This is a genomic window from Desulfococcus sp., assembly GCF_050178255.1.
GTDB lineage: Bacteria > Desulfobacterota > Desulfobacteria > Desulfobacterales > Desulfococcaceae > Desulfococcus > Desulfococcus multivorans.
This window is the reverse complement of the sequence record NZ_JBFXGG010000082.1, coordinates 1-13,149: the sequence shown is the minus strand read 5'-3', so window position 1 is coordinate 13,149 and position 13,149 is coordinate 1. Positions and strand designations below refer to the sequence as shown.

At 51.9% G+C, this 13,149-nt stretch carries 9 protein-coding genes; 5 read left to right on the top strand and 4 right to left on the bottom strand.

The features are described from left to right. A partial coding sequence (locus AB7S84_RS13110; RefSeq protein WP_428154924.1) for a cytochrome c peroxidase occupies positions 1-256 on the bottom strand: 256 nt, incomplete at its 3' end. A 467-nt stretch (positions 257-723) separates the two neighbouring features. Continuing rightward, positions 724-1,377, bottom strand: a complete 654-nt coding sequence (locus AB7S84_RS13105) for a response regulator (RefSeq protein ID WP_428154922.1) — start codon at positions 1,375-1,377, stop codon at positions 724-726. Positions 1,378-1,499: 122 nt separating this feature from the next. Here AB7S84_RS13105 and AB7S84_RS13100 point away from each other — a divergent pair, with 122 nt between their 5' ends. Further along, positions 1,500-1,931 carry an archease gene (locus AB7S84_RS13100; protein ID WP_428154920.1) on the top strand — a complete coding sequence of 144 codons (432 nt, stop codon included), beginning with the start codon at positions 1,500-1,502 and terminating at the stop codon, positions 1,929-1,931. Between the two features lie 19 nt (positions 1,932-1,950). Here AB7S84_RS13100 and AB7S84_RS13095 read toward each other — a convergent pair whose 3' ends face one another. Together AB7S84_RS13095 and AB7S84_RS13090 are read right to left on the bottom strand one after the other, a co-directional pair. After that, complete coding sequence (locus AB7S84_RS13095) at positions 1,951-4,803, bottom strand: hypothetical protein (protein WP_428154918.1); 2,853 nt, start codon at positions 4,801-4,803, stop codon at positions 1,951-1,953. Positions 4,804-4,815: 12 nt separating this feature from the next. Then, the gene (locus tag AB7S84_RS13090) at positions 4,816-5,586 is read right to left on the bottom strand and encodes a glycerophosphodiester phosphodiesterase (RefSeq protein WP_428154916.1); all 771 of its coding nucleotides are present in this window, start codon (positions 5,584-5,586) and stop codon (positions 4,816-4,818) included. Between the two features lie 353 nt (positions 5,587-5,939). Between AB7S84_RS13090 and AB7S84_RS13085 the strand changes: the two genes are divergently transcribed. The 4 genes from AB7S84_RS13085 to AB7S84_RS13070 all read left to right on the top strand — a co-directional run. Beyond that, complete coding sequence (locus AB7S84_RS13085; protein WP_269466183.1) at positions 5,940-7,382, top strand: RtcB family protein; 1,443 nt, start codon at positions 5,940-5,942, stop codon at positions 7,380-7,382. A gap of 456 nt (positions 7,383-7,838) precedes the next feature. Next, positions 7,839-9,773, top strand: a complete 1,935-nt coding sequence (locus AB7S84_RS13080; RefSeq protein ID WP_159449747.1) for an HD domain-containing phosphohydrolase — start codon at positions 7,839-7,841, stop codon at positions 9,771-9,773. A 226-nt stretch (positions 9,774-9,999) separates the two neighbouring features. Next, entirely contained in the window at positions 10,000-11,622 is a 1,623-nt protein-coding gene (locus AB7S84_RS13075; RefSeq protein ID WP_428154912.1) for an ABC transporter substrate-binding protein, read from the top strand. 600 nt (positions 11,623-12,222) lie between these two features. Beyond that, on the top strand, positions 12,223-13,149 hold a 927-nt coding region (locus AB7S84_RS13070), incomplete at its 3' end, for a S8 family serine peptidase (protein ID WP_428154910.1).

The window sequence follows — 13,149 nt, the reverse complement described above, 5'->3', positions numbered from 1 at the left end:
CGAAGCGGCCTGGAATCGATCCTTCATAAACCGATCCCTGTGCATTGATAACCGAATCGGGTCCGGTCCAGCCTACCTCGGGGGCATGACAGCTTGCGCAGGATTGGTTAAGCTTGATGGAAAGGTTTTCATCAAAGAAAATCGACTTTCCGAGCTGTTCTTCGGGCGTCAATGCGAAAACATTTACCCCTGCGATGCCCACAGACGCCGCGAGCACCCAAATTATCGTTACGAATAGATTGTTTTTTTTTGACATGTTACAGACCTCCTTCTGTTTTTTTGGGGTTACTTTCCTCAATTATGGGAAACAGGACGCAAGGCTTCAGTATGATTTTGCGTCCTGACGCGGAACTTCTGGCTGCTGAATCAGAAAATGGCCAGTTGAGGATACCTTATGTTGAAGAAAAATCAGGGATAACGTTTCCTTGATCTTCAACCCATCGCTCGAAAAGAAGAAGGTTTGTCGATTAGCGTGACTGCTTGGATTTGGAAAACTTTTTCGTATAAACACGTTTAAATATCAGATACGTCAATTTGTCCTTTTACGCAATCGGATAATTCCTGAATAGCGGATAGGAAATTCCTATGTTTCAGGCAGGAAATGGTGAAGATACCGAAAAAACTGTATGAAAAAATACATGAATTTAATTTGACAAAATCCCTTATCTGTTCAGGACGTTGGTTCGTCGTCGTCCGATTCCGGAGCGTCCAGATCGGTGAACCTCAGATATCGAGGCTGCTCAAACCCTCGCGTAGGGCATATCTGATCAGGTCCGCTAAGGTGGTGATCTGCAGCTTTTCCATGATGTTTCTGCGTCGCGCTTCGACGGTTTTCACGCTGATGTTGAGCACATCGGCGATGTCGCGGGTGCGTTTGCCTTCGGCGATCATCTGGAGTACCTCCCGCTCCTTGGGTGTCAGAGGCGAAGGCAGGTTTGGGACTGGATTTTCAACCTGGTGGATGTAATCCTCGATCACGATGGCAGTGATTTTAGGGCTGAGATAATGTTCGTTTTTTACGGCCGCGCGGATGGCCGTGACCATCTCCGAGAAGGCGCATTCCTTGAGGATGAATCCCGAAGCACCGGCCTTGAGCATTCCCGACACGAAGCGCTTATCGGAGTACATGGAAAGGGCGATGATTTTGATTTTGGGGGTATCGAACTTGATCTGGTGGGTCGCGTCAACACCGTTCAGTTCGGGCATGCTGACATCCATGATGACGACATCGGGCACGAGCTTCCGGGTCAGATGAACAGCCTTCCTTCCGTTTTCCGCCTCTCCAACCACCTGCATGTCTTTCTGCTGTTCGATCAGCGCCCGGAGGCCTTCCCGAACGATCGCGTGATCGTCGGCGATCAGGATTCGTATTTTCATTCTCGATCCAATCCTTTTGGATTCCATGGCGTGGGTTTCCGATCACATGGGTGGTAAAGTCGACTCTGTGGCATCGACGGAGACGCCGATTTGCCGCATTGCCCAATTCAGCGAAAAATGATATGAAACGAACCATGACCTATCAGATCATCGATCATCCGGCCGATTTCGGCCTCGAGGTGACGGCCGCGGATCTGGCGTCGCTCTTTGCGGACACCGTTCTCGCCCTCTTTGACGTGGTCGCCGAGATTCGCGAGTCCGGAGCCGCGAATTCCGAGACCCTCGTTGTTCAGGTTTCCGGCGACGACTGGCCCGATCTCATGGTCAACTGGCTCAGAGAGGTCCTCTATCAGTGGACCGGCGAGGATCGCTTCGTTGTGAAGGTCGAGATCCTGTCTCTGTCGGCATTTGTCCTCTCGGCTCGACTTCACTACGAAACCTTCGACCCCGTCCGCCATACCGTTCTCCAGGAAATCAAGGCCGTCACCTATCACCAGATCCGTGTCGCCCCGTCATCGGGAGGATGGACCGCACGGGTCGTCTTCGATATTTAGGCATTTCGGGCGGCTGCCTTCAGGAAGCGGCGATATTCGACGGTGTGCCGCCCCTGGATTTTTTCCGGAGCTTTTTCAACCACGCGTGAAAATCGATCAGATGGCTGTCGAGCATGTCGATCAACACGATGGCTTCGTTATGGGTGTATTTGGATAGGATGAACCGGGAAAGCTCCGGGGTGACGTGGTGGGGCGCGAAACGCTCGATCATCAGATCGAGATCCGCCGCACCGGATGCTGCCTGCCGTTCCCGATCCCTGGCATCACCCTTTCTGAAAACCCCCAAAACAGCCGCCTTGAGGCCGCCTCTGCCCAGAAGGATCTGTGAAAGCCCGCTGGCGCCCCTTTGGCGCTTGCCCCAGATATAGAGGGTATCCATCATCGCGGTCATGCGGGCATCCCTGTCCCCGGACCGGAGCTGGGGCAGGATTTCGCGGTAGTCCCGTTTTCTGAGAACGATTTTCTGCTGAAACTTCCCGGTGCCTTCGATAACGGCTGCGACCACGTCGGACCAGAACTTGGCCTGGACGATGCTGGGCACCTGCATCAGGTTGCCGACAGGGGAAAAGGCGGCTGAAAACGGCCACGCCAGGATGCTCCTGAAGAAATTGGCGCGAATGACGCGGTTGTCGAACCGCCTGATTTTGTTGTGCGCCGAGATATAAAGGCCGTTGGCGATGCAGATTACCAGGAATTTGAGCCACACGAAAAGGAGCCCGGTGAAGGCGAAGTGCCAGGAATAGTCGAATCCCAGCTTGACCATTCCCAGGACGGGAACTGAAAAGCCGGTCCAGAAGAGGGATTGGGTGGTGTTGTCGAGATTGACGTCCCGAAAGGACCATGCCTTGGGGCGGGGACCTGAAAAGGCGACGAGATCCACGAAGACGTTCCGGAAAAAGGTAATCCCGAACCAGATCAAGGTATATTCCCAGCCGATCCAGAGGTAGGCCGGCAACAAGCCGATGACGACGCGAATCATATTCTTGAGGGCTGGGTTGAGGTAGCGCCAGGCTCGCCGCAGTCCGATATTTTCGATTGGTGCTTCGTCACCCACCAGGTTGGGTCTGAAATGGCCGCTTTTGCCCAGGCAGTAAATCTCGTCAACGGTACCGGTCGCCCTGTCGTTTTCCGGATCCGGACTCGATCTGCGTCCCCCGCCGTTGATCAGATCTGAAACAGGTCGGGGCAGGCGATAATGGGTCTGGCAAAAATATTTGCGGGATTTTTTCGGGATGCGCGATTCCCGAATGAATCCCATACCCGGAACCTGAGGCTTCCACCCGGTGGCGGCGCTGGCGGCTATGGGAACCAGAAGGTTCCGATGGTATTTCTCAAAGGCGCTTTCGAGGCGGGATTTGTCTATGGGGCGTCGGTTCAGATCCTCCAGGAATTGCTTTGCTTCCGACAAGGTGCCGGTGTTGATCAGGCTCACGAAGCGCGTCAGGCGCATGATTTCAGAAGGGTCCCGACCCATGCTGTCCCGCATGTTCATCAACTCGATCTGGTCGATGTAAGGGTGGGCGGCAAGAACGGTTTCCACGGCCGATTCGAACCCGTGTTCCAGGGGGTGGTTGTAGGTGATGAGGGCCCCGGATTGTTTCAGGTCCGGCATGATGTCGGCTTCGGAGGCAAAAGCGGAATCGTAATCGAAGATATTTTTTCCTGAAAAGTATTCGCTTTTGATGTGTGCCGGGCTTAGGGTCGTGTAAAGTTCCCGGATGCGACGATAGGTTGCCGAAATCTGCTCCAGTTCCCATCCGGTAAGGGTGTCCTCTCTGAAGAGCTGTCGGGAGATTTCGAATTGGGCTTTCAGAAGGAGCACCCGTCTTTTCAGGACGGCTTTCAGTTGCTCATAAAGCAGTTCGCTCAGATGGTTTCGGGAAAATTGATCGTAGGGAACGATTTTTTCGAGGTCCGCGAGCTGAAGCGGCTGAAGTGCGAAGATGCTGTCTTCGCCGAATCCTTGGTTGATGTTGATGAGGTGGGTCCGGTTGAAATGTTCCAGGATCTCTGTGATAACCCGCCGTCGATGGTTTCGATTTTCATCCAGTCCGTCGTAAAAATGGGCGAGCACCGCGCAGTTCGAATTGAAGAATTCCAAAAAGGCCTCAAACGTGACGGCGGGCGGAAGAAAGAGAAAGTGTTTTCTGCGGGTTCGACGCCCTACGCTGAACTCGATGCCGATGGATACCTCGACACCCAGTATCCTTCCGGCTTCCATCGCTTCAAAAACAATATCCCGGTGGGGAATGTCGTAATAGGCCAGGGTGAGGCGTGAGATTCCCTTGATGAAGGCGTCCAGAACCAACTGACTCGGGGTTTTTCTGCCCTCTGAGAGGTTGTCGTGGACGTGGGCGTCCCACCCCATGTCGAGGTTCTTCAGGGGTTGGCCGGTTTCCGGAACCTCCAGCCGCTTCAGCTCCTTCAGAAATCTTCGGATGGTGGCCTCATGACCGTAAGAGGCCAGGGAAAAATCCGCGATCATCTCCATCTGCCGACGGCGGTTTCGGATGTTCTTGACGGCTTCCTTCATGATTTCCGTCTGGACGCGGGCGGTATTGAGGGGCATACTGATGGTTTTGGCGTGCAGAGATAGCATCACCAGGGTTTTGAGAGCGTGAAGCCGGTTGTGTACTTCGCTGCGCACCAGTTTCTGGGCGATCCGGATATAGGATTCGGCAATACCCATTCGCCGCTTTCGAAACGCACGGTTGAATCCGCCGGGATGGGAGACTATATCCGGCGTCGCTTCTTCGGACTGCTCGACTTTCCGATTGAGCATCTCCGCCAGATCCCGGATCTGGTCGTTGAAGCTTACCGCATCGATGAGACGGTTGAGCCATCGTCTAAACCGGCCGCGTCTTCGATCCACCCACCTCCCCATTTATGAAACCCTACGCCCGCATCTCAGGTCCATATCGACCGCCGTGGGATCATCCGTGTAGATGCCGTCCACCCCCATGTCGATCAGTGCCAGAATGTCGTCGGGTGCATTGACCGTGTAGGCAAAGACCTTCAGTCCCAGATCGTGGGCGCTTTCAACACGGGTTCGATTCAAATCGCGGTAGTGGGCATTCCAGGAAAAGGCGTCAATTTTTCGGCAGGTATCGAAAACACCGGTGTCGGTTCTGCCTTTCGTCAGAAACGCCAAATTGGGTTTCGGGGTCATCCGAGCCAACTCTGCAAGAATCTCCGCCTCAAAACTGGAAACCAATACATCCGTCAGAAGGTGTCGATGATGCAACATACGCCATATCTGACGTTCGATGGCGTCTTTCGGGTGTCGAGGGTCGTAGGCCTCGGGTTTGATTTCGATATTGACGGTGGCCCGACCCCCTGCCAGCGTCAACACTTCCGTCAAGCCAGGGATGGCTTCCCCCGAGAAACGATCTGAAAACCAACCGCCCGCATCCAGCATCTTCAATTCAGTGAGGGTGTAATCGGCAACCTTGCCGCGGCCGCTTGTCGTCCGGTAAAGGGTTTCGTCGTGAATGACCACGATTTTCCGGTCGCGTGTCAGCGTTACGTCCAGTTCGATCATCTGGACTCCTGATTCGAGGGCTTTTTCAAAGGCGATCAAGGTGTTTTCCGGATATCTCGCGCTGTAGCCCCGGTGGGCGATGATCAATGGATATCGGAGACCGTCTATTTTCATTGGACTTCCTCAAGAGGAGGCGATAGGCGTTACGAACAACCGGATGATATTACAAATTCGTTTAGACGTCCATGGAAATATGGATATCCCGGTGGATCAGAAATCATTCAACGGGTTGCGACGGCATTGACCTTTGGTTTTTTCTGGAACCGGGCATATCTTTATTATTAATGCTCGAAATTATTAATGTTCGAATTCATGCGGCCTTTCTTCAAAAAGATTCAGCGCTGCTGCAAGCATCCCGCCATCTCGCAGGTCATGCCGATCCGGAGAATGGAACCGGGTGGCTGATATCTCGGCGCTGAAGCCGATGAAAGGACGCCGGTTGTAGCCAAACCGAAAAAGGGGAGGTAATGATGACAAGGGAACTCATCAAAATCAATGACTATGTGTGGGAGTTGCCCAGGACCGGCAATATGCGGGTTCCGGGCAGAATTTATGCCGACGGGGACATGATCGCGGCGATACGGCAGGAAGATACGTTGATACAGGTGGCCAATGTGGCCTCTCTTCCCGGTATCCTGAAGGCCTCCATGGCCATGCCGGATGTTCATCAGGGTTACGGATTTCCCATCGGTGGAGTGGCGGCGTTTGACTGGCAGGACGGCATCGTGTCTCCCGGCGGCGTCGGATATGACATCAACTGCGGGGTGAGGCTGGCGACTACCCGGCTGGCGGAGGGGGATGTGAGGCCGCGTCTGGAAGACCTGGTGAACGGGCTATATCGGAACATTCCTTCCGGAGTCGGCTCCCAGGGGAGCGTCAAGCTCACCGAGCGGGATGAAAAAACCGTTCTCAGGACCGGCAGTCGATGGGCGGTCGAGAACGGCTTCGGCGAAGAGAGGGATATCGAGCACACCGAGGAGGGGGGAGTGCTTCCCGGTGCAGATCCCGGTGAAGTGAGCGACCGCGCGATGCTTCGGGGCAAAAAGCAACTGGGAACCCTGGGATCGGGCAACCATTTTCTCGAAGTCGGTGTGGTGGACGAGATCTACGACGATACGGTGGCTCGGTCGTTCGGCCTCTATGAAGGGCAGGTTACGCTGATGATTCACACGGGGTCCCGGGGCCTGGGGTATCAGATCTGCGACGATTTCCTGGCCGTCATGGCACGACATGTCCAGACCCTTCCATTTGATCTGCCCGATCGTCAACTTTCGTGTGCCATGATCCAGTCTCCCCAAGGTCAGCGCTACCTTTCCGCCATGGCCTGCGCCGCCAATTACGCCTGGGCGAATCGTCAAATCCTTATGCACCTGGCTCGGGAGGTCTTACTGAATGTGCTGCATATTTCACCCCGAGACCTTGCCATGCGGTTGTTGTATGACGTCTGTCATAATATCGCCAAAAAAGAAGAACATCTGATCGAGGGTAAACGTCGCACCGTTTGTGTTCACCGGAAAGGGGCGACCCGATCGTTTCCGGCCGGTCACCCGGCGGTCTGCGCCGCCTACCGGTCGGTTGGGCAGCCGGTGCTGGTGCCCGGCGACATGGGGAGGGCGTCCTATGTTCTCGTGGGAACGGAGACGGCTCTCGCGGAGACATTCGGCTCCACGTGTCACGGTGCCGGCAGAGTGTTGAGCCGGACAGCCGCGAAAAAGGCCGCCAAAGGCCGGGCCATTTATCGGGAGTTGGAGGACAAAGGTATCCTGGTCCGGTGGACCGGCCGCGGCACGATGGCCGAGGAAATGCCGGATGCCTATAAGGACATTTCCCAGGTTGTGGCGGTTGTGCACGGCGCGGGCCTTTCTCGTAAGGTGGCACGGTTGCGGCCCATGGCCGTGGTGAAGGGCTGATGTGCGTTCGTATCGATCGATTTCAGGGTCAAAACCGCCGATATCCGGCTCGAGGAATTATGAATTAATCTGATTTCGAATGAGGCCGGTGCATTTATGTTTGAAATTTCCGAGTTTTTGTGATGTATTTCACATATTCTTGGCCAAGAAGAATATAAAAAAAGTTATAGTGTTTTTTTCAGGGTTATACGTTACTGATCCGATCATAAGTGCATGACCGTCGATCGCGTGCTGTTGATACTGATTTACGTTTTTATATCAACAAAATGGAGGAATGCGCATTGTCTGAACAATTATGGTCTTCCTGGTAAAAAATGCCTTGGTTTCGATTCAGATGACGGGCAACAATGTCTGATTGTATAAACCGTGGTTTTGGTGGAGTCGTGACGTAATGGATCCGATGTTGATATCCCGTGCTATGAACCTGTTTTATTCTCGTGCGAAAACATGTTGATCATGAAATCGATAGCACCAAAACAGAGAGCTGATATTGGCATTCGCCTGCAGACCAAATTCATGATCGGCATCATCCTCCTGGAGTGCATGATCATGACCATTACCATCATGGTCGTGGAGCGAAGGATGCACAACTCGATTTTAGAGGAATTCCTGAAACGAGGGGTCACCATCGCCAAAAACCTTGCCGCCGTGAATACGAGCCTCGTCTCGACATACAACTATGTCGGCATGGAACAGAACGTAGCCAAAACCGTTTCGGAAAATGAACTCGTATATGCCTCGATCCAGCTTTTTGACGGTGAGACGGCAGCCTATAAAGGTGTCCCTCGCTTCAAGGCGTCCCTCTTAAAATCGCTGCCCGCCACCCAAGTGTCTGACGCTGGAAGCGTCTCGGTCCGATACCTCGTCCTGGATAATGACCCTAAACAGAATATCTGCGAAATTTCCGCACCTATTACCGTCCTCAAAAAACATTGGGCCACCGTACGGATCGGGTTGTCCCTCGAGTCCATGAATGCCGGCATTGATCAGACCCGGAGAACACTTCTGATTCTGGGCGGTATCGTTCTCATCATAAGTTGTTTGATCTCCGTGCTTTTTTCGACACGCATTACCCGGCCGATCGCCACATTGATGAAACATGTCGAGGGTATTTCAAAAGGAGACTATGACCAGGAGATTCGGGTGGAATCCCGAGACGAAATTGGTTATTTAGCGCGCCGTTTCGGAAATATGCAGGAAAAGCTGAAGGATCACATTCGAATCATAGAGAATTCCAATGCGGAACTGACCCTCACGAACCAACGGCTCAGGTATCTTTTTGATGCCAGTCAGGCCATGACCTCCCTCAAAAACCACGATCGTCTTTATGACCAGATTCTGGAAGTGGTACTTTCGGCCACCGATACCATGGCTGCATCACTTTTGATCGTAGAGCCGGATGACTCGACTCGAATGGTGGCAAGCGTCATCAAGCCTTCGGTGAACGAGAACGATCGCGTGAAATATCATCGGCTTCTTGAAAAGCCGCCGCTGCTGGATGCGGAGCCTCTTATGTTTATCAGTGAAAATGCTTCTATATCCGGTCTCGGTTCACCGTTCGTCAAGTCCGGCATCAGTTCCTTTCCTGAACTCGAACGCATCTCGATACCACTGCGTCAGTCCAAGGAGATTGCGGGATTCATCAATCTTATCCGCCGTCAGAGAAGCATCATGATGCTGGGGGAGATACAGACCCTCTGTGTCCTGGCCAGTCAGACCACTACGTCCATCGAAAATATTAAATTATTCGCTCAACTGGAAAACGCCTATATCAGTTCCATCAAATCTCTCGCCAAATCACTGGAATTCAAGGATAAATACACCCACGGTCATGGAGAACGGGTGGCCAACCTGAGTCGAGAAATCGGCAGACGGATCAACCTGGACGTTCATTCCCTTCAGGTCCTCTACAACGCCGCGTTGCTTCATGATATCGGGAAAATCGGGATCATGGATAATATACTAAATAAAAGCAGTAGATTGAATAGGTCGGAGTGTCAAGTGATCCAGCAGCATCCCGTCATTGGTGAGGAAATTCTTCAACCCATCGTATCTCTCAGAGAGGAACGACGCATCGTCCGTCATCACCACGAAAGAGAGGACGGACGAGGGTATCCGGATGGATTGATGGGCCATCAGCTCTCTGTATCGGAAAAGATCATCATCGCAGCCGACGCATTCGACGCCATGAATTCCAGAAGAAGCTATCGGGATACGCTTCCGGCGCTCCTTATCAAAACCGAACTGGTCAACAATAAAGGACAACAATTTGACTCCGATGTGGTGGATGTCCTTCTGGAAATTTATGAAGAGCAGTTGGCAGTCAGAAACCCACACGAATTATTTGAAGAAAGCCGATTGATTCAACTGCCGATCGCCAAACGAACCTGACCCTGGAAAAGCGCCCTGGACCAGTTTTACGCTTTTGTGGCCGATTGGACAGCGACTGCGATATCCTGATTTATAGTGGCCGTTCGGTGAACCCTTCCCGGGTAGATGTGATCTGAGGCCTGTCGCATAACAGGCGGTTTTCGAGTGAGTTTCAGGAAAGAGCCATGAAGCCTGGAGGGTGTTATTTCCTTAAATGGAATCCCGATGAAAAGGAGAAGAAGAGAAGATGAGACTGTTAAACATGATCCGTAAACGACATCTATTGACGTTTTTGGCGACGCTCACATGGGGGGTGTGGGCTACCTTGGCCTGGGCGGCTCCAGGACCGGTTCCCGGAGGAAAATACAATATTCCCCTTTCCGGGGAACCCAATTCGCTCGATCCGGCGTATATTACCGATATCTATGCCGTGAATGTGGCTAACAACATCTTCGACGGTCTTGTGGAGTATGACAAGGATTTGAATATCGTTCCCGCCATAGCGGATATCTGGAAGATCGCGAGAGATCACAAATCCTATACGTTTCTCCTTCGAAAGGATGTGCGATTTCATAATGGCCGACAGGTGACGGCTGAGGATTTTGTCTATTCATTTCAAAGGATCCTCGATCCTGCGACCCGATCACCAGTGGCGTTGTTCTTTTTGAACATCGAAGGCGCCAAAGCGTTCAACGATGGACTCGTCGATAGGGTCACCGGGCTCGTCGCCAAGGATCCGCATACGCTGCTCATCCGACTTGAGCAGCCTTATGCGCCTTTCCTCTCGATACTCGCCATGGCAAACGCCAAAGTGATACCCAAAGAGGCTGTAGGGATAGATTTCGGGACAAATCCTGTTGGAACCGGGCCGTTTCGCTTCGATGCCTGGACACCGGGAAAGGGCATCATTCTCTCGGCAAATGACGGATATTTTAACGGGAGCCCTTTTCTTGACACCTTATATTTTCAGATCTATCCAAGCCATGAAATTGAAAACATGTTCAGCGATTTCGAGCGGGGGTATCTGGAAGAGTCCATCATTCCCAGTGACAAGTATGAAATGATCAAGTCCAGTGCGGATTATGCAAAACGATATAACCTTGTCAGCAAGCCGTTGCTCAACCTTGTTTATGTCGGAATAAACGTCACCATACCGCCTTTGGACAATATTAAGGTTCGTCAGGCCATCTCCTATGCGGTAGACACCGATACGATCGTGAAGGAGATCACCAAGCGGGGAAGCATCAGGGCCAAGGGAATCCTCCCGCCCGGTCTGGCCGGATTCAATCCGGATTTTGTTGGATATACCTATAATCTGGATAAGGCCAAACAGCTTCTGGAGGAGGCTGGTTTTCCCAACGGTAAGGGGATTCCGCCGCTTGAACTGTGGACCTTTTCCAAATCCGAGAGCGTTCAGCTTGAACTTCAGGCCTACCAGAAATATTTGAAGGCCGTCGGTATTACGGTGATCCCCAGGGTGGCCGATAATTGGCAGCATTTCCTGTCCTTGATCGACGAAAAAAAAGTACCGCTGTTTTATGCCGCCTGGTATGGCGATTATCCGGATCCGGATAATTTTCTTTATGTGCTCTGTCATTCCAGGAGCCGAACCAACCGGATGGGATATTCAAATCCCATCATTGATCAGGCACTTGAAGAGGCCCGACGAGAGATGGACTATATGAAACGGGTCGAAATCTACCGTGAGGTCCAACGTCTGGTCATGTCGGAAGCGCCGATCATCACGCAACATGTCAACAGCTTCAACTATCTGTTTCAGCCTTGGGTAAAAGGGGTTGAAATCAGCTACTTGGGAGGCGCTTACATCCCTTTCCGCAAGGTATGGATTGATTTCAAGCCTCACAAATGAGGACGATAGACATTATGTTTGACCGAAAATGTCGAGCATATGGCTGAATTCCTCGGTATCTGATTGGGTACCCGTACCCTGATCAGAAGGCATTGCGCCGGCCGATCGGCAATGCGCCGTATTTCGGCTTTCCACGATTTGCCTGAATTATTTTGGCAATTCCCGAACAAAATATAAATGAATTGTTCCTTGTCGGAAGAGGAGATTTTTTTTAAAATCATTTTATAATTAAATTCATATGCTTTTTTGACGGGTGACATCTTCTAAATGCGTAACATTTTATAATATTTTTAAAAAACAAGTATCGAATTGAATCGATAATCATGGGGGGAAGAGTTGAAATATTTGAAATTGATGTGGTATACGGCTGTCGTCCTGACGGGCTTGATGTTCGTGGGGCTTACACCTCTTTGCGCCCAGAGCTCGAGGTATCCCCTTGATAATTACCGGAACTTGAGGCATATCCTTGATAATCACAGGAACCCGAGGCATCTCCTTGACAATTACCGGAAAAAGATTGTTCTGTTCAATGAAGGCAGAACCTGGTCAGACGTTCGGGCTTACGCCAGGGAATGGAGACAACGGGGTGTTGTCACATTCATGGAAATTCCCATCATCGACGGACTGGTGATGGGGGTTCCGGAGCACGTGAGCGATGCGGAAATGGCTGCGGACTATCGTATTTCATCCATAGAGAGCGATCTTGAACTGTCCGGCAATGAAAGTCTGTACGGCCAGGGCGTCAGTTTTATCAGGCCGTTGACGCGTTCGCCTTTTCTGGACAGGCAGCAACATCGTTACGAGGCGCCCTGGAGCGTTCTCAAACTGTTTGACCAACCCTATGACGATCGTTTTTTTTCTGGCGTGCTTCAACACGATAACATCCCGGATCCGGTTGCTTTTGCATTGAAAAAATTAAAAATGAACAGCGCACCCGTCGCCATTTTTGATACGGGTATGCAAGCGTATCATCGTTATTTATGGCGTATTGCAGAAAGCGCTGTTAACGTCGTGGAATTCGTTGAAAGCGACGATATATTTAAACTCAAAACTGAAACGGCCTTTGATGATAACGGTCACGGGAGTCATGTCGCCGGTATCATCGGCGGAATTCTGGACCCCCAACATCGATGGGGAGCAGGAGCGAATATTGATCTTTATTCCGTCAAGGTTCTGGGTGATGACGGCATGGGCTTTCTCTCCAATATTATCTATGGCCTTCAGTGGGCCATTGATAACGACATCAAGATCGTCAACATGAGCATCGCTTATCGTCAGGACAGCCCGGCCGTGAGGCGGGCGATCCAGGAGAGTGCCAAAGCCGGTGTTATCATGTTGGCATCCGCAGGAAACAAGTCCAATTATGATCCAAGTATTACGTTGAAAATCACTGCGGATGGTGGTGCTGCGGATGGTGGTGCTGCGGATGGTGGTGCTGCGGATGGTGGTGCTGCGGATGGTGGTGCTGCGGATGGTGGTGCTGCGGATGGTGGTGCTGCGGATGGTGGTGCTGCGGATGGTGGTGCT

What these genes read in the sequence shown, in the direction of transcription:
- AB7S84_RS13105 (WP_428154922.1), bottom strand. Translation starts at nt 1,377, where the DNA reads ATGAAAATACGAATCCTGATCGCCGACGATCACGCGATCGTTCGGGAA.
- AB7S84_RS13100 (WP_428154920.1), top strand. Translation starts at nt 1,500, where the DNA reads ATGAAACGAACCATGACCTATCAGATCATCGATCATCCGGCCGATTTC.
- AB7S84_RS13090 (WP_428154916.1), bottom strand. Translation starts at nt 5,586, where the DNA reads ATGAAAATAGACGGTCTCCGATATCCATTGATCATCGCCCACCGGGGC.
- AB7S84_RS13085 (WP_269466183.1), top strand. Translation starts at nt 5,940, where the DNA reads ATGATGACAAGGGAACTCATCAAAATCAATGACTATGTGTGGGAGTTG.
- AB7S84_RS13080 (WP_159449747.1), top strand. Translation starts at nt 7,839, where the DNA reads ATGAAATCGATAGCACCAAAACAGAGAGCTGATATTGGCATTCGCCTG.
- AB7S84_RS13075 (WP_428154912.1), top strand. Translation starts at nt 10,000, where the DNA reads ATGAGACTGTTAAACATGATCCGTAAACGACATCTATTGACGTTTTTG.